Annotated in this window: 18 protein-coding genes; 7 read left to right on the top strand and 11 right to left on the bottom strand. The window is 67.3% G+C overall.

Features of this window, described 5'->3' with window-relative positions:
• Window positions 1-252: 252 nt before the first annotated feature.
• The 3 genes from pgsA to MLE27_RS00955 form a co-directional block, all read right to left on the bottom strand.
• On the bottom strand, window positions 253-801 hold the full coding sequence (gene pgsA / locus MLE27_RS00965; RefSeq protein ID WP_243310076.1) for a CDP-diacylglycerol--glycerol-3-phosphate 3-phosphatidyltransferase: 549 nt from the start codon (window positions 799-801) through the stop codon (window positions 253-255).
• A gap of 91 nt (window positions 802-892) precedes the next feature.
• Window positions 893-1,825: an Mrp/NBP35 family ATP-binding protein gene (locus MLE27_RS00960; protein WP_243309981.1), complete on the bottom strand. Its 933-nt coding sequence runs from the start codon at window positions 1,823-1,825 to the stop codon at window positions 893-895.
• 18 nt (window positions 1,826-1,843) lie between these two features.
• Complete coding sequence (locus MLE27_RS00955) at window positions 1,844-2,488, bottom strand: protein-L-isoaspartate(D-aspartate) O-methyltransferase (RefSeq protein ID WP_243309980.1); 645 nt, start codon at window positions 2,486-2,488, stop codon at window positions 1,844-1,846.
• Between the two features lie 131 nt (window positions 2,489-2,619).
• Here MLE27_RS00955 and MLE27_RS00950 point away from each other — a divergent pair, with 131 nt between their 5' ends.
• Window positions 2,620-3,057: a CBS domain-containing protein gene (locus tag MLE27_RS00950; protein WP_243309979.1), complete on the top strand. Its 438-nt coding sequence runs from the start codon at window positions 2,620-2,622 to the stop codon at window positions 3,055-3,057.
• A gap of 46 nt (window positions 3,058-3,103) precedes the next feature.
• Here the strand turns inward: MLE27_RS00950 and MLE27_RS00945 are convergent, their stop codons facing one another.
• Window positions 3,104-4,324, bottom strand: coding sequence for a M24 family metallopeptidase (locus MLE27_RS00945; RefSeq protein WP_243309978.1), 1,221 nt, complete (start codon window positions 4,322-4,324; stop codon window positions 3,104-3,106).
• A gap of 186 nt (window positions 4,325-4,510) precedes the next feature.
• On the opposite strand from MLE27_RS00945, the gene MLE27_RS00940 reads away from it, so the two are divergent.
• From MLE27_RS00940 to MLE27_RS00925, 4 genes are read left to right on the top strand one after another with little or no spacing between them, the layout of a single operon-like run.
• Window positions 4,511-4,930, top strand: a complete 420-nt coding sequence (locus tag MLE27_RS00940; protein ID WP_243309977.1) for a CoA-binding protein — start codon at window positions 4,511-4,513, stop codon at window positions 4,928-4,930.
• 1 nt (window position 4,931) lies between these two features.
• The gene (locus MLE27_RS00935) at window positions 4,932-5,387 is read left to right on the top strand and encodes a YkgJ family cysteine cluster protein (RefSeq protein WP_243309976.1); all 456 of its coding nucleotides are present in this window, start codon (window positions 4,932-4,934) and stop codon (window positions 5,385-5,387) included.
• On the top strand, window positions 5,384-6,148 hold the full coding sequence (locus MLE27_RS00930) for a J domain-containing protein (RefSeq protein ID WP_243309975.1): 765 nt from the start codon (window positions 5,384-5,386) through the stop codon (window positions 6,146-6,148). The genes MLE27_RS00935 and MLE27_RS00930 overlap by 4 nt, the downstream gene beginning before the upstream one ends.
• Window positions 6,145-6,594 carry a hypothetical protein gene (locus MLE27_RS00925; protein WP_243309974.1) on the top strand — a complete coding sequence of 150 codons (450 nt, stop codon included), beginning with the start codon at window positions 6,145-6,147 and terminating at the stop codon, window positions 6,592-6,594. Before MLE27_RS00930 ends, MLE27_RS00925 begins: the two co-directional genes overlap by 4 nt.
• Before the next feature lie 551 nt (window positions 6,595-7,145).
• On the opposite strand, the gene MLE27_RS00920 is transcribed toward MLE27_RS00925, so the two are convergent.
• The 5 genes from MLE27_RS00920 to MLE27_RS00900 all read right to left on the bottom strand — a co-directional run bounded on the left by MLE27_RS00920 (window position 7,146) and on the right by MLE27_RS00900 (window position 12,060).
• Entirely contained in the window at window positions 7,146-7,595 is a 450-nt protein-coding gene (locus MLE27_RS00920; protein WP_243309973.1) for a metal-dependent hydrolase, read from the bottom strand.
• A gap of 123 nt (window positions 7,596-7,718) precedes the next feature.
• Window positions 7,719-8,876, bottom strand: a complete 1,158-nt coding sequence (locus MLE27_RS00915; RefSeq protein WP_243309972.1) for a SufB/SufD family protein — start codon at window positions 8,874-8,876, stop codon at window positions 7,719-7,721.
• 13 nt (window positions 8,877-8,889) lie between these two features.
• Window positions 8,890-9,648: an ABC transporter ATP-binding protein gene (locus MLE27_RS00910; RefSeq protein ID WP_243309971.1), complete on the bottom strand. Its 759-nt coding sequence runs from the start codon at window positions 9,646-9,648 to the stop codon at window positions 8,890-8,892.
• A gap of 87 nt (window positions 9,649-9,735) precedes the next feature.
• Window positions 9,736-10,458 carry a rhomboid family intramembrane serine protease gene (locus MLE27_RS00905; protein WP_243309970.1) on the bottom strand — a complete coding sequence of 241 codons (723 nt, stop codon included), beginning with the start codon at window positions 10,456-10,458 and terminating at the stop codon, window positions 9,736-9,738.
• Window positions 10,459-10,464: 6 nt separating this feature from the next.
• Window positions 10,465-12,060, bottom strand: coding sequence for a dephospho-CoA kinase (locus MLE27_RS00900; protein WP_243309969.1), 1,596 nt, complete (start codon window positions 12,058-12,060; stop codon window positions 10,465-10,467).
• 197 nt (window positions 12,061-12,257) lie between these two features.
• Here MLE27_RS00900 and MLE27_RS00895 point away from each other — a divergent pair, with 197 nt between their 5' ends.
• Complete coding sequence (locus MLE27_RS00895; RefSeq protein ID WP_243309968.1) at window positions 12,258-13,196, top strand: MDR/zinc-dependent alcohol dehydrogenase-like family protein; 939 nt, start codon at window positions 12,258-12,260, stop codon at window positions 13,194-13,196.
• Here the strand turns inward: MLE27_RS00895 and MLE27_RS00890 are convergent.
• Both MLE27_RS00890 and MLE27_RS00885 read right to left on the bottom strand, forming a co-directional pair.
• On the bottom strand, window positions 13,152-13,799 hold the full coding sequence (locus MLE27_RS00890) for a class I SAM-dependent methyltransferase (RefSeq protein ID WP_243309967.1): 648 nt from the start codon (window positions 13,797-13,799) through the stop codon (window positions 13,152-13,154). The genes MLE27_RS00895 and MLE27_RS00890 overlap by 45 nt on opposite strands.
• 1 nt (window position 13,800) lies before the next feature.
• Window positions 13,801-15,120 carry an MFS transporter gene (locus MLE27_RS00885; RefSeq protein ID WP_243309966.1) on the bottom strand — a complete coding sequence of 440 codons (1,320 nt, stop codon included), beginning with the start codon at window positions 15,118-15,120 and terminating at the stop codon, window positions 13,801-13,803.
• 140 nt (window positions 15,121-15,260) lie between these two features.
• Here MLE27_RS00885 and hisD point away from each other — a divergent pair, with 140 nt between their 5' ends.
• The gene (gene hisD, locus MLE27_RS00880) at window positions 15,261-16,565 is read left to right on the top strand and encodes a histidinol dehydrogenase (RefSeq protein WP_243309965.1); all 1,305 of its coding nucleotides are present in this window, start codon (window positions 15,261-15,263) and stop codon (window positions 16,563-16,565) included.
• The last annotated feature ends 3 nt before the right edge of the window (window positions 16,566-16,568 follow it).

Raw genomic sequence — 16,568 nt, 5'->3', positions numbered from 1 at the left:
TTCCATCCATCGATTCATGACCCGCCGCGATGAGGCTTCATTGGAGTGAACTCTGTATCTTCGCCAGGCCGGAACGTCCCTGAAGGCATTGCACGTTCCAGTGCGAAGCGGTCCCTGCATTGGAGCTTCGCACATTGCCGCGCGGAAAGCAAAGCCAATTCACGCCAAAGCGTCACGAACGCAAAAAAACACGGCGCGGGCGCAACGGCCAGCGTCATCCGCACTCCCCGGAAGCTGGTCCGGCGGCGCGGCTCAGGCCTTGTTGGGGGGCCAGCTCCTGAAGAAGCTGTACATGTAGTTGGCGCCGGAGCCGATGGTCAGGCCCAGGGCGACATAGAGCATCATGGTGCCGAAGGGCTGCGGGTCGAGCCCGAACACGGGGTAATGCAGAATCAGCGGACACAGCGCGATGATCTGGATGATGGTCTTGAGCTTGCCGAACCGGTCCGCCGCGATGACCACGCCCATGTCCGCCGCCACGGCGCGCAGGCCGGTCACGGCCATCTCCCGGCCGATGATGATGACGGCCACCCAGGCCCCCACCCAGTCGAGCCTGACCAGCATTATCAGCACGGAGCAGATCAGCAGCTTGTCGGCCAGCGGGTCAAGGAACTTGCCCAGGTTGGTCACCAGCCCGAGCCGCCTGGCCAGCAGCCCGTCGAAAACGTCCGTGACCGAGGCCGCCATGAACAGGATCGTGGCCGCCAGGCACGTGCCCGGCCCCGGGAAATAGAGCATGGCCACCAGAAAGGGGACCACCGCTATCCGGGCCAGGGTCAGGGCGTTGGGCAGGTTCAGCATGGTTTTGAGCACCGGGCCGCTCCGTATCTCGCTACGTCCCCGAACGGCGGCAAGTCGCCGTCCGGGGACGGGGCAAATGTTTTCGCTTTTTTCAGCCGCCCAGGGTGGCGTGGGCTTCCAGGCTGGACTGGGCCGCCTTGTCGATGGCGTCGGCCAGGGCCAGCAGGGCGTCCTTCACGGGGGAGGCCTCGTCCATGAGCGCCACGGGCCTGCCCACGTCGCCGGCCACCACGGCCACCGGGTCCAGCGGGATGGCCCCCAGGAATTCGATGCCGTACTTCTTGGCCAGCTCTTCGCCGCCGCCCTTCTTGAACAGGGCGATCTCCTTGGAGCAGTGGGGGCAGATGAGCCCGCTCATGTTCTCCACGATGCCCAGGATGTTGGCCTTGGCGTACTGCAGGAAGTTGATGGCCTTGCGCACGTCCGCCAGGGAGACCTCCTGCGGGGTGGTGACCACCACGCACAGGGCGTCCGGGATGGTCTTGAGCACGGTCATGTGCTCGTCGCCGGTGCCGGGGGGGGAGTCGATGACCAGGTAGTCCAGCTCGCCCCACTGGATCTCGCCGATGAACTGGCGGATGGCCGAAGTCTTCATGGGTCCGCGCCAGAGCACGGCCTGGTCCGGATCCTTGAGGAGGGACTCCATGGAGACCACGTAGAGGTTGTCGCCGCACTGCTTGGGGGTCACCTCGCCCTTCTCGTTGGCCTCAAGGTTGCCTGAGAGCCCGAGCATGCGCGGGACGCTCGGGCCGTGCAGGTCAACGTCCAGGATGCCCACCTTGTGCCCCTTGCGGGCCAGGGACGCGGCCAGGTTCACGGTGATGGAGCTCTTGCCCACCCCGCCCTTGCCGCTCATGACGAAAATCTTGTATTTGATGCGGGAAAGCGCTGTGCTGATGCGCTCGTCCTGCTGCTGGGTCTTGGCGTCCTTGCAGTCGCCCGAAGCGGACTTGCTGGCGCAGGTGCTCGCCTTTGAGCAGGTCTTGCAGCCTTCGCCCTTGTCGCCTTTCTTCTTGATCTTCATGCTTTGTCTCCGTGCTTGCTACCAGCCGTGGCGTCCGACGAGGTCGACGAACATCACCTGGCCGAGATTCTTGCGCCCGATCCTGCCGCCTTCCTTGCGCAGGACGACCAGGGTCTGGCTGCGCCGCTCGGGCCCCACGGGCATGATGAGCATGCCCGGGTCCGCCAGCTGGTCGAGGTAGGGCTGGGGGATGGAGGGGCCGCCCGCCGTGACCAGGATCCGGTCGAACGGGGCCTCCTCGGGCCAGCCCATGGTTCCGTCGTCCAGTTTGAGGCGCACCCTGCCGTACCCCATGGATTCCAGCCTGTTCCGGGCCAATTCGTAGAGCTCGGGCACGCGCTCCACGCTGTAGACCAGGGCGTCCAGTTCCGCCAGGATGGCGGTCTGGTATCCCGAGCCGGTGCCGATCTCAAGCACCTTCATGCCCGGGCGCACGTCCAACGCCTCGGTCATCAGGGCCACCACGTAGGGCTGGGAGATGGTCTGCCCCTGGCCGATGGGCAGGGGATGGTCCCCGTAGGCGCTCGGCGTGAGCGCCTCCTCCACGAAGAGGTGGCGCGGCACCTTGCTCATCACGGACAGAATGCGCGGCGTATGGATGCCTCTGTCCCTGATCTGCTCGCGCACCATGCGCTCTCGGCTTCGTTTGGGGTCGATTTCCATCAGTTCACCCGGTCCTTCGTTCGGAACTGGGGAGTGACACCAGATTTCCCCCGCCAAGTCAACGTCTTGACTTGACAGGGAAGCCCTTCGGGGGTGGAATGACCGTGAACCCCCAGCCAAGGAGGAAGGACATGCTCACAGTCGGCGACCTCATGACCACACAGCTGTTCACCCTGCTCTCCTCCGACAGCCTGTACACCGCGCGGCAGATAATGGAAATGGCCCGCGTGCGCCACGTGCCCATCGTGGACGGGGAGGACAACTACATCGGGCTCATCACCCACCGGGACATGCTCGCCGTGGCCGTCTCCAAGCTTTCCGACATCGACCCCTCCACACAGGACGAGCTGGACGCGGGCATCCCCCTGAGCGAGATCATGCGCACGGACACCGCCACCGTCAGCCCGGAGACCCTGCTGCGCGACGCCGCCCAGTCCCTGCTGGAGCACAAGTACGGCTGCCTGCCCGTGCTGAAGGGGCGCAGGCTGGTGGGCATCATCACCGAGGCGGACTTCCTGCGCCTGACCATCAGCCTCATGGACGCCCTGGAGGAGCGCTCGGCGGGCTGATTCGCCCGGCTTCGCGCCCCTCACGGGGCCGCCTTGCAATACGCGCCTATTCGACCCGGATAATCTCGAAGCTCTCGCCGGTGAGGCACACGCCCCCGGCGGGAGTGACCTCGAAGGTGTTCTCCACGCCCACCATGCCAAGGCCCGGGATTCCCTGCTTGGGCTCCACCGCCAGGACCATGCCCTCCTCGAGCGGCTCGTCGAAGCCCTTGGCCAGCACGGGCCAGGCGTCAACCACCAGCCCGATGCCGTGGCCCAGGAAGGGCACCTTGTTTCCGCCCAGGCCCATGAAGCCTTCGGCGAAGCCCTCGCGGGCGGCCCAGTCGATCACGTGGGCATATATCCGGGAGGGGATGGCCCCCGGCTTGAGCTGCTCGGCGGTCCAGCGCTGCACGTCCATGCAGAAGGCCTGGGCGCTGCTCACCTCGTCCGGCATGGCCGAGGCCCCGGGCCAGTACACCTGGGTCTTGTCGGTCTGGTAGCCCTCCAGGCAGAATCCGCAATCCACCGAGAGCGGCTCCCCGCGCTTCCATATCTGCCCCGCGTAACCCATGAAGGGCACGCTGGGGTGCTCCCCGCGCAGGCCCAGGGGGCCGTTGTAGCCGCTGGGGTAGTTGCCGGAATCGCCCGCGCTGACGTGGCCCAGGAAGAGCTCGTCCCCCGCGCCGGCCATGCGCATCACGCCGCTGTGGCCCATCTCGAAGAAGATGCCCCAGATCACGTGGGACACCTCCCGTTCGGTCATGCCGGGCTTGATGCGCTGGGGCAGGGTCTCGCACATGGCCTTGGCGTGGCGATGGCCGCAGAGGCGCATCTTGTTCAGCTCCCACGGGCTCTTCACGGACTGGGCCCTGGCCAGGGCCGCGTCGCCGGGCACGAAACGCACGTTCTTGATGCGCGAGGTGAGCAGGTTGGCCAGGCTCCAGGGCAGCGCGCCCATCTCGGCGGCGATCTCCGCGCCCAGGGGCGAGCCCGCCCCGGCGCAGAGGCCTTCGATGTCGCCGTAGGAGCGGAACGGGAGGATGTTCGTCAGCGGAGACTCCAGCCTGGCCCGGTCCAGCCCCTTGCGGATCATGAGCACGGGCTCGCCTTCCGTGGGCAGCCAGAGCACGCCGTTGCCGAAAGTGCCGGTGAGGTAATAGATGCCGAGCCTGGAGAACACCAGGAGCCCGGAGGCCCCGGGCTGCAGGCGGCCCAGGTGGGCCCGGCAGGAGGCCTGGCGCAGCGCCGCCTCCTGGGCGGGCAGGGTTTCCAACGCCTGAAACATGCGAACGCTCCTTCTTTCGGGCGAGGACGCACCCCGCCCGGGCTGTGTTGAGTACTGCGCCGGCACGTGGCCGAAGCCGCCCTCCCGGACATTCCCCCTTGAGAAGCCCGCTGCTTTGCGGTTAGAAGGTCCGGGTCGGACACGAGCTCTCTAGCGGTTTCTCACCTGAAGGAAAAGGCGGCTTTCATGCTCATCGGCGACGCCGAACTGCGCACCCTCCTGGACGGCTGCACCACCGTGGCCGTCGTGGGAGCCAAGGACAATCCCGGCAGCCCCGTGGACGCCGTGGGACGCTACCTCATCGGGCGGGGCTTCACCGTGTACCCCGTGCACCCGGTGCGCAAGACCGTCTGGGGCCTGCCCGCGCGGGCCTCCCTGGCCGAACTGGACGCGCCCGTGGACATCGTGAACCTGTTCCGCGCCCCGGCCTACTGCCCGGATCACGCCCGGGAGGTTCTGGCCCTGGCGAAACCGCCGCGCCTGTTCTGGATGCAGTCCGGCATCTTCAGCCTGGAGGCCCGCTCCATCCTGGCGGGCACTCCCATCACCGTCGTCGAGGACCTCTGCCTCATGGTGGAGCACCGGCGGCTCTTCCCCCACTCCTGATATGAACGACAACGACTCGGCCTTCGAATGCCGCCGCTGCGGCCACTGCTGCCTGGGCGAAGGCGGCATCGTGCTCACCGTCAAGGATCAGCAGCGCCTCGCCGACCACCTGGGCCTGGAGCTGGCCGCCTTCCTCCAAGCGCACACCACGACGCGCGGCACCAAGGTGCACCTGGGCGTGCGCGCCGACGGCCTCTGCGTCTTCTTCGACGAAGGTTGCGGCATCCACCCTGCCCGGCCCGACATCTGCCGCGCCTGGCCCTACTTCCGGGGCAACCTGATCGACGACTCCAGCTGGGAGCTGGCCCTTGAGTACTGCTCGGGCATCAACCCCAACGTGCCCCACCAGGAGTTCGTGCGCCAGGGCCTGGCCGCCCTGCGCGAGCAGGGCGTGGGCGTCACCGGCGACCCGGACGCCCCCAGCGCCCTCAAGCTCGACGGGATCGAGAAGCCATGAACGTGGAGGAGGCCCACCGCGTCCTGGGCCTTGCCTCCGGCGCCACGCTGGAGGAGGTCAAGAAGAGTTATCGCCAGCTCGCCTTCCGCTACCACCCGGACCTCAACCCGGACGACTCGCTGGCCAAGCGCAAGTTCCAGCGCATCAACGAGGCCTACCTCCTGCTCAGGCAGATCCTGGCCGAAGGCCCGCCCAAGGCCGCCCAGCGCCCCGGGCGCGAGAATTCCCAGCCGCCGCCGAAGCCCGAACCGGGCGCCTGGCGCAAGGCCAAGACCGCCTACACCGAGGCCTCCAAGGCGGAACCAGAGAAGACCAACTACTATTTCCGGCGCGAGGACGTGCTGCAGGACCTGCTCAAGGACCCCTTCGCCCGCCAGGTCTTCGACGACATCTACAACGAACTCAAGAAGACTCAGGGCGCGAAGCCCATCCCCGACGCCCCGGCCAGCCGCAAGCTCGACGTCAGGCTGGGCAAGTCCAAGTGGTCCATGGACTTGAGCGACGGCCTGGTCTCCGGGCTGCGCGGCATGCTTCTGAAACAGCTCGACGACGAGCAGACCGTCAGCGTGCCGCCCACCAGCATCCTGCCGGGGGCCAAGCTGCGCGTGGGCATCGCCCAGGGCCTCTCCGGCGAGGAGAAGACCGTGGAGTTCACCATCCCCAAGGACTACACCCTGGGCCAGCCCATACGCCTCAGGGGGCTCGGGCGTCGCCTCGGCCCCTGGAAGGGCGATCTGTATTTGAGGATCACTTTGGGATGAGCAGCCCGGCCGCCTGGATACGGGTCGCGGCCCTGGCTGTCGCGCTGTCAGCGGCGCTTAGCGTACCGGCCCAGGCCCAGTCCCCGCAACGCGTGGGCGGCCCCTGCACCTACCAGGAGCATCCGGGCACGGCCACCATCGTCAGCGTCACCGCCCTGCCCCGCACCTCTCCGGAGGCCTACCAGCCGCACAGGATTCTGTTCACCTTCCAGGCCCAACCCATGATCGCGGACCCGCTCTACGCGCCCGGCAAGGTGCACGAGATGACCCTGACCGGCGGCGCTGCCCCGGGCGGGAAGTTCGTGGAGAAGTACGGGATTGCGCAGGGCCGGAAGATTCCGGCGGCGATCCGGCTGATTCGCGGCGGCACGTGCACGCCGGTGCTCTTCAGGTTCCAGGGCATCGACCTGTCGGACAGGGTCGGGATGCAGGGGCCGCTGCCTTAGAGCGGGAGGGCAGGGTTGGAGAAGCCTCCGGCGGCCAAAGGGAGTTCCTCCCTTTGGAATCCCTTTCCGCTTCGCGTATGAGTCTGAAAACACTGACGGTCTCTGCAAACCTGTGCCACATCGAGAGCCAACGGTCATTCAAGACAGTCCATGAGGCCTTGAGCGGCATTCACGGCCAGTCGAACCTGACAGCCCCCGCCATTTCCACCAGAACCTGATCCAAGCTGTCCAACCGGAAAGCTCGGCTAATCCGCACACAGATTCCTTCCGACCGGATTCAAGCAACAGGGCATCCCAGGCACAGCCCCTGTCGCGACTTTTCATCCGGGTTCAAGCAACAGGGCATCCCAGGCACAGCCGTTCTCGCGGCTTTTCCTCTTGAGAATCCTTTCGCGCTGAAACAAATTGTCTCCGCGTCCGGGCGCAGCGGGCCGCGGCGCCTCGACATTCTTCAAATATGTCGGGGTGCCGCGGCCCGCTGCGCCCGGACGCGGAGACTCAAACCACAAATCCCAATCCTTCAAACCACGCGACGCGAGTAGAGCGCCGCCTCAGAACTCCCCATCCAGCAGCAGGTGCGAATAGTATCCCGCCACGGCGGCGACGTAATAGGGCATGAACGGCTGCCAGCCCGAGTGCGCCACGACCATGGGCGCGATAAGGATTGCGGAAGGAATGATGAGCCCGGCCCACCAGGTGTGCGTCCAGCCCCGATGCGAGCCCACGGCGGGCAGCAGGGCGCAGAAACCCAACAGCGCCGCGTAGCGGTACTGCTCCTTGAGGATGAGCGCGATGTCGGCAATCAGTGCGGCCCCGTAGTAGATGTGGCGGCCCTTGGAATTGGTGTCCACGTCCGGGAAGAGCGAGCCCAGCACGGCCACCGCCGCAAGCAACAGCATGACCTTGGGTTCAGGCCTGTACACTCCCAGCCACCACGCCGCGCCGAGCCCGCCGCCGACCACGGCCAGGGCTCCAACAACATGTCCCTTGTATCCCGGCATGCCCGGGCTGCTACCATCGCCCCGCGCGGATGACAAGACCGTCTTGCCAATCCTCACAATGAAAAGGCCGGGCCAGCCTTGCAGCTGACCCGGCCTTGAGCAACCGAAGAGATGCGCGCGGACCTAGAACATGTCCTTCTCGCACTCCTTGATGGTGTCGTCGATGACCTTCTGCAGCTTGGCGGGCAGGCCCATGATGTCCACGTTGAGGAAGCCGCGCACGATGGTGGAGGTGGCCTCTTCCTGGTCCAGGCCGCGCGCCATGAGGTATTCGATCTCCTCCTGGGCGATCTTGCCCACGGCGGCCTCGTGGGAGAGCTCCACGCCGTCCACGGTGGCCTCGAGCTCGGGGATGGCGTGGATCACGCCGCCGCCCAGGATCAGGCCCTTGCACTCCAGGTGGCCGCGCGCGGGCACCGCGTTGCCCGCGATGTGGCCGCGCGCGATGATGGTGCCGCCGGTGGTGATGGTGCGGGCGATGGTCTCGCCGCGGGTCTCCGGGGCGGCCAGGATGATGCGGTTGCCCGTATCCACGTGGGAGCCCTCGGGGGCCACCATCACGGAGTTGAAGCGCGCTACAGCGCCTTTGCCCGCCAGGGTGATGGTGGGGTACATCTGCAGGTCGCTCACGGGCTTGAGCAGCACGTAGTTGTTGAGCAGCACGCCGCCCTCCTCCACCACGCCGGCCGAGCGGGGGCGCACCACGGTGTTCTCCGCCCAGTTGTGGATCATGGTGAAGGTCAGCTTGGCGTTCTTCTTGACGTAGAACTCCGAGATGCCCATGTGCGCGGAGCCCTTGGACTCGTGCGCGGCGGAGCAGCCGGTGATGATGTGCAGCTCGGAGTCTTCCTCGACCACGATGATGTTGTGCACGCTCTGGCCGATGTTGTCGCCCTTGATGAACAGGCAGGACTGCACCGGCTCTGTGACCTTGGCGCCCTTCTCCGTGCGGATGAAGTAGCCGCCGTGCAGGTTGTCGGCTGCGGCCCTGGTGAACTCGTCCTTGTCGGGGTCGATGAGCTTCCAGTAGTATTCCTTGAGACCGTCGTACTTGTCCATGGCCGTCTTGATGTCGAGAATCTCGACACCCTTCTGGCGGGACTTGCAGTGCACCGCGCCGTGGTTCATGTGCATGTACGTGCCGCTGACCGCCTCGGCGGAGACGTCCACGCCAGCCATGAGCAGCTGGTTCTTGTCGGCCTCGTCCAGGGTGGTCAGGTCGGCTATTTCCAGGGGCGCGGGGGCCGTGAAGTCGAATGCTTTCAGGTCGATGGGCTTCATGTGGGCAACTCCGTTAAGCCAGGCAGCGCAGGCATTCCTGGTAGCCGAAGCGGCTGATGTGATCCAGGATGTCGCGGGGGTTGGATTCGCAGCAGAGCTTGCCCTCGTACATCACCTGGCCACGGTCGGCGTTGATGTACTCCAGGATGTAGCCCGTGTGGGTGATGATGAGTCCGGCCACGTTGCGCGAGCATTTGGCCATGCGCAGGCTGCGCTCGATGGTCATGCCGCACTCGCCGCCGAGCAGCTCGCGCACGGTGTTGCCGATGAGCTTCATGTTCTCCAGGTCCACGCCGGATTCGGGCTCGTCGAAGAGCACCATGTGCGGCTGCTGGGCCATGAGCTGCAAGAGCTCCGAGCGTTTGATCTCGCCGCCGGAGAAGCCCGCGTTCACGTCGCGCTCCAGGAAGTCGGTCATGTTCACGCGTTTGGCCAGGGCGTCAACGTCGATCTCGCGGCCCTGGGCGGCCATCTGCACCATCTGGCGCAGCTTGAGCCCGTGGATGGTGGGCGGGCGCTGGAAGGACATGCCGATGCCCAGGCGGGCGCGCTCGTAGATGGTGGCGTGGGTGATGTCGTGGCCGCGGAACATGATGCGGCCATCGGTGATGGTATAGTTGCCGAAACCCATGAGGGTCATGAGCAGGGTGGTCTTTCCGGAGCCGTTGGGCCCGAACAGGATGAAGGTTTCGTTTTCCTTGATTTCGAGGTTGATGCCCTTGAGCACCTCCCTCTCGCCGATCGTCACATGCAAATTTTCTATGCTGAGCATGATGCCTCGCCTTTGGACAAGTGATGCCGTTGAAACCGCAAAAGGATAGATTAGTTCAGATGGTGGCCGCTGTCCAGCAAGGCTGGTTCAGCGGCGGTCGTAGGCTTTTTCCTCGGGCAGGTAGCAATAGCGGCAGTCCAGGGGACCCAGCAGGCGAACCACCAGCAGCCCGAACAGGAAGCCCCCGGCGTGCGCCCACCAGGCCACGGACTGGCCGTCGTTCACCGGCGCGGAGGCGAAAAGGCCCGAGGCGAGCTGAATGACGAACCAGATGCCCAGGAAGGCCACGGCGGGCAGTTCCACGATCCAGGGGATGAACACGATGGGGATGAGCGTCACCACGCGCGCATGGGGGAACAGCCGGAAATAGCCGCCCATGACCCCGGCGATGGCCCCCGAGGCGCCCACCACGGGCGTGGTGGAGCCGGGGTTGAACAGCAGGTGCATGGCCAAGGCCGCCACGCCCGAGAGCAGGTAGAACGCGGCGAAGCGCCAGTGGCCCAGGGCGTCCTCCACGTTGTCCGCGAACACCCAGAGCACCCACATGTTCAGCAGGAAGTGCAGCCAGCCCCCGTGCAGAAACATGTAGGTCACAGCGGAGTCGAAGCCCTGGGAGGGAAACCCGGCGGCCTCGGCCCAGGCCGGGTCCGTGAGCCGGGCCGGGACCGCGCCGTAGAGCTGCAGCAGCAGGAGCAGCCCTTTGTTGGGCAGGCTCAGCTCGAACAGGAACACCAAGAGGTTCAGGGCGAAGATGATCCCCACCACCACGGGCTTGCGGATGTTGGGGACATTGTCCTTGATGGGGATCATGGGGGCCTACGCGTAGTTGTTGGAGCGCATCCAGGCCAGCAGGGAGCGGACTTTCTCCCGCCGTTGCGCTTTCAGGCCGACAAGCAGGGCGTCAACGCCCGCCTCCAGCTCCGCCAGGGAGCCGGAATTGTCCAGCACGTGCGCGCACGCCGCCATCTTGCGCTCGCGCGGCCATTGCCAGGAATCCACCAGGGCGATGTCCTCCTCGTTCCAGCCACGGCCAGCCAGCCGCTGATGGCGCAGTTCGTCGGGGGTGTCCACGCCCACGGCAAGGTCCGCTTCCCCCTGGGCAAGCCAGCCGGATTCCAGCAGCACGGGAATTTCGGCGAAGGCGGCGCGGGCGCGGGCGTTCTCGGCCCAGAAATCCGCCAGGCGGTGGCGGATCATGGGATAGAGGGAGTCCATCACCTCGCGCCTGAGCCCGTCGGAGGCGCGCATGGCCGCCATCAGGGCCTTCTTGTCCACGGGTTCGTCCGCGTCCGGCACGAATCGCTCGCCGTAGCGGGCGCGCAGCAGGTGCCAGCCGTCCGCGCCGGGCTGGTAGAGCTCGGCCACGCAGCGGTCCGCGCTCCAGACGGGCAGGCCGCGCCGGGCCAATGCTTCCAGTGCGGCGCTCTTGCCCCCGCCGGGCAGACCCACGATGGCCACGCGTTGCAGCGAGCGCGCGAGGTACAGGGGGATGCGCCAGAAATCCTTGGGCGTGGGGCAGGTGAAGTCCAGCCGCTGCTCCGTCACCGGGTGGTCGAAGGCCAGCTTCCAGGCGTGGAGCATCTGGCGGGCGGCCAGCTTGCCCAGCAGCCTGTCGGCCCGGGCCGCCTGCTTGCTCGGGGAGGCGCCGTAGAGGGCGTCGCCCAACAGGGGATGCCCGATGTGGGACATGTGCACCCTTATCTGGTGGGTGCGCCCCGTGCTGATGGAGACCTCCGCCAGGCTGGCGCGGCCCTTGGGGTCGGCCCAGACGCGGCGGTAGGCGCTGTGGGCCTCGCGCCCGCCCTTGACCACGCCCATGCGCGACTTGTGCGAGGGGTCGCGCCAGATGGGCGCGTCGATCTCGGCCTGCTCCTTGGCCGGGACGCCGCAGAGCAGCGCCAGGTAGGTCTTCCTGACCTCGCGGTTGGCGAAGGACTCAGAGAGTTTGAGGCGCACCGGCTCCGTGAGGGCCACAGCCAGCAGGCCGGAGGTGTCCTTGTCGATGCGGTGCACGATGCCCGGGCGCTGCCCCTCGATGGAAGCCAGCTCCGGGAAGTGGTGCAGCAGGCGGTTGACCAGCGTGCCCTCGGGACAGCTGGGGGCCGGGTGCACGGTGAGCCCTGCGGGCTTGTTCAGCACGATGAGCTGCTCGTCGCGGTAGACGAGGGATATCTCGCTGCTCTCCGCCGCCGGGGTGTCCTCCAGGGCGGGGGCGGCCAGCTCCAGGGACTCGCCGCCGCGCAGCTTGCGGGAGGCCTTGGCCTCCACAACGCCGTCCACCGTGGCCAGGCCCGCGGCGATCCACTTCTGGATCTTGGCGCGGGTGACGCTTTGTTCTGCCAGTAGTTCGGCCCAGCACTGGTCGAGCCTGCCCGGTCCGGGGGCAGTGTGGCGCAGGATGGTGTCGCTCATGCGCGCCCCTCCAGGCCGGAAAGGATGGAATGGATGGCGGACAGCTCAGTTGAAGGTATGGATGCGGTAAATGGCATCCACACCGGATGCCTGGAATCTCCCGCCGGGTCAACGCCGCCGCCCGCCCGGATGACAAGGGAAACGCCCTGGGATATCCAATCGGGAGTTCATCTTCCCTTCAACCACGCGAGGCCCCCATGCTCTGCGCCATTGCCAACGATTCCGAAGTCGCCCTCGCCCGCCGCAAACGCCCCGCACCGGCCCCGGGCGAAGCGCTGGTGCGCGTGCTGCTGGCGGGCATCTGCAACACGGACCTGGAAATCCTCAAAGGATACATGAGCTTTTCTGGCATCCTCGGGCACGAGTTCGTGGGCGTGGTGGAGGCGGCTCCTGGCCATCCCGAGATGGTGGGCAAGCGCGTGGTGGCGGACATCAACATCGCCCCAGGCCCGGGCGACCACCGCCACACCCCGGAGCGGATGACGCTTGGCATCCACGGCAAGGACGGGGCCTTCGCCGAGCACCTGACCGTGCCCGTGGCCAACTGCGTGCTGGTGCCGGGGGAACTCTCCGACGAGCGGGCCGTGTTCGCGGAACCCCTGGCCGCCGCCATCGAGGTGGGGCAGCAGGTGCACATCACGGCGGCGCACAAAGTCTGCGTGCTGGGGGACGGGAAGCTGGGGCTGCTGACGGCCATGAGCCTGCGCCACCTCTGCCCGGAGCTGGTGCTTGTGGGCAGGCACACGGACAAGCTGGCCATCGCGCACCGATACGGGGTGCGCACCGCCCTGCAAGGCAGCGCGCGAGGCCCCTTCGACATCGTGGTTGAGGCCACCGGCAGGCCCCACGGGGTGGAGGCGGCGCTTAACCTGGTGCGCCCCGAGGGCACGGTGGTGCTCAAGTCCACACTGGAGGCCCCCGCTCCCATCGACCTGACCCGCATCGTGGTGAACGAGATCACCCTGGTGGGCTCGCGCTGCGGCAGCCCGGCCCTGGCCATCGACCACATGCAGCGCGGCCTGGTGGACCCCACGGGCCTCATCGAGGCCGTCTATCCTCTGGAGAGAGTGTGGGAGGCCTTCGAGCGGGCCTCACGCCCGGGGGCGCGAAAGATCCTGCTTCGGGTGAGCCAGTAGAGTCACGCCGTTTATGATCTTGCCGCTCCTGGTGGGCGAGGGGTGCACGGCGAGCGAGATCACTTCCCCGCCAGCCCGGCGCACCAGCTCCCGCAGTTCCGGCTCGGTGGCGTGCCGGGCCGTGTAGAGCAGACTGCCGCCCTCCTCCACGGGGAACGCCCCCTGCGGCAGCCCCAAGTCCGCGCCCCGCTGGTAGCGCTCCTGATAGAGCGGCTGTTCCGGGGTCATCATGAAATCCTGCACAGCCACAACACCCCCGCTCCGGCTCACACCCAGCGCCTCGGCCATGCAGGCCAGACGCCTGCCGTCCTCGGGCAGCACGGTGAGCACCGCGCGCAGGATGACCACGTCGAATATCCCGTCGCCGAAGGGCAACGCCAGGCAGTCGCCCTGAACCACGCTGAAGCGCAGGACGGCGCGCTTCAGGCTGGGCAGGTTGAGGTCCAGCCCGAAATAGTCCGCCCCGGCGGCGCGCACCTCCTCCCCGGCCCCGGCCTCGCCGCAGCCCACGTCCAGCACGCGCATGCCGGGCCGGACGCGCTCCAGCACGGCCGGATGCAGCGTGAGGCTGGTGGGTACTTTCGGCACGTCGCGCCAGCCCATCTCAGTCCTCCCTTCCTTGAGGAACGCCCCTGGCGGGGCGCATAATCAACACCGGCAGCGCGCCCAGCACCATAAGCCCGGCCACGATCAGGAAGCCCTCCGTGAAGCCGCCCGTGTTGGCCTTGATCCAGCCCATGACGTAGGGGCCGAGGAATCCGCCCAGGTTGCCCATGGAGTTGATGAGCGCGATGCCCGCCGCCGCTGCCGCGCCCGTCATATAAGAAGTGGCCAGGCCCCAGAAGGGGCCGAGCATTCCCCAGATGCCCATGGCCGCCAGACTGGCCCCCGCGAGCACCGCAGGCAGGGAGGCGGCCTTGGTCAGCGCGAGCATGCCCCCCAGGCACAGGCAGAAGGAGCCTGTCAGGTGCCAGCGGCGCTCCCCGAGGCGGTCCGAACTGGCCCCGATGACCACCATGCCCACGCAGGCGAAGCCGTAGGCCACCATGACATCCAGGCCCACGCTGAAGGCGTCGCCCCCGGTGATGGCCCCCACGATCTGCGGCAGCCACATCACCAGGGCGTACATGGCCAGCACGGAGCAGAAATACACGAAGCCCAGCAGCCACACGCGCGGGCTGGTCAGCCCCTGGCGCAGGCCGCTCAGGTGGCTGGCGGCCACGGCGACGCGCTCGGCTTTCAGCTGTTCCTCCAGGGCGTCGCGCTCCTCCGGCTCCAACCAGGCCGCCTGCGCCGGGGAATCCGGAAGCAGCAGCCAGACCAGCACGCCAAGCACAACGGCGGGCACGCCTTCCAGGATGAACAGCCAGCGCCAGCCCGCCAGCCCCAGCATGCCGTGCATCTGCATGATCCAGCCGGACACGGGGCTTCCGATGAGCCCGGCCACCGGGGTCGCGGTCATGAACAGGGCCACGGCCCTGGCCCGCACGCCCGAGGGGAACCAGTAGGTGAGATAGAGGATGATCCCCGGGAAGAAGCCCGCCTCGGCCGCGCCCAGCAGGAAGCGCAGGGCCATGAAGCCCTTGGGCTCCCAGACCGAGGCCAGGGCCACGGTTGCGACGCCCCAGCTGACCATGATCCGGGCGATCCAGCGGCGCGCACCCACCTTGTTCAGGATAAGGTTGCTCGGGATCTCGAAGAGCACATATCCAAGGAAGAAGATGCCCGCGCCCAGGCCGTAGGCCTCGCTGCCCAGCCCGACGTCCTGGTTCATGGCCAGGGAGGCGAAGCTGACGTTGATGCGGTCCAGATAGGCGATGATATAGAGGATGAACAGGCCCGGCAGCAGCCTGCGGGAGGCCTTGGCCAGGGCCGAACGCACCAGCGGCGGGTATTGGCCGGAGTTTTGCGGGGAATGGGTCATGGGGTCCGTTTGTGTCGCAGGATGAGGGAGGCGCGGGGGTTGTCCGCCGTCGCGCTGAAGCCCCCTAACACCTTCGCCGCCTCTCGACAAACCCCCCTCCATCATCTATCTACGCGCCAACGACGCCATCAGGAGCCCCAATGCCCTGTCCATCGCTCACATATCAGCGTCCCGAGGATTTCGCCCCCCTGTTCAAGAAACTCAAGGCCCGGGAGAACCCCGACCAGGCCGTGGAGTCCAGGGTTCGCGCCATTCTCGAGGACGTCGCCTCCCGGGGTGACGAAGCCCTCGCGGAGTATACCAGACGTTTCGACTGCCCGTCCTTCACGGCGGCCATGCTGCCCGTCCCCGCCGGGGACATCGCCGAGGCCCTGGCCCGGATTCCCGCCGACGACCGCGCCATCATAGAGGAAGCCATCGGCAACATCCGCAGCTTCCACGAGTCCCAGAAGGAGAAATCCTGGTGGACCACCCGGGAGGACGGCACCATCCTGGGCCAGATGGTGCGCCCCGTTGACTCCGTGGGCCTCTACGTGCCCGGGGGCCAGGGCGGCGAGACCCCGCTGATCTCCTCGCTCTTGATGAACGCGATACCCGCCCAGGTGGCCGGCGTGGAGCGCATCGTGGCCGTCTCCCCCCCGCGCGCGGACGGCACGCTCAACCCCTACATCCTGGCCGCCGCCGCCCTGCTGGGCATCACGGAAATCTACCGCACCGGCAGCGCCTGGTCCATCGCGGCCCTAGCGCTGGGCACTCCGACCATCGCCCCTGTGGACGTGCTGGCCGGACCGGGCAACATCTACGTCACCACGGCCAAGCGGCTGCTGGTGGGCCAGGTGGGCATCGACATGATCGCCGGGCCTTCGGAGATCGTCATCCTGGCGGACAAGACCGCCCCTGCCTCCTGGCTGGCGGCGGACATGCTCTCCCAGGCCGAGCACGACCCCCTGGCCGCCTCCATCCTGGTCACGGACGACTGCGGCCTGGCCGAGGCCGTGAAGAAGGAGCTCGTTCGCCAGCTGGAGATCCTGCCGCGCGGCGAGATCGCCCGCAAGGCCCTGGCGGACTGGGGCTCCGTGGTGGTCGTGCCGGACATGGCCGCTGGCGTGGAGGCCGTGAACCTGCTGGCCCCCGAGCACCTGGAGCTGGCCGTGGCCGACCCCTGGACCCTGCTGGGCGACATCCGCCACGCCGGGGCCATCTTCATGGGCACCGCCTGCCCCGAACCCGTGGGCGACTATTTCGCCGGCCCCAACCACGTGCTGCCCACCCTGGGCACGGCGCGTTTCTCCTCGGCGCTGTCCGTGGAGACGTTCACCAAGAAGTCGAGCGTCATCGCCGCCCCCGCCGCCTACACCCGCAGGCACGGGGCCAAGATAGCGCGCCTGGCGCGGCTGGAGGGCCTGGAGGCCCACGCCCGCTCGGTCGAGTGCCGCAACGAATAATCA

Source organism: Fundidesulfovibrio agrisoli (genome assembly GCF_022808715.1).
GTDB classification, from domain to species: Bacteria; Desulfobacterota; Desulfovibrionia; order Desulfovibrionales; family Desulfovibrionaceae; genus Fundidesulfovibrio; species Fundidesulfovibrio agrisoli.
This window is presented reverse-complemented; position numbering and strand designations above follow the sequence as displayed.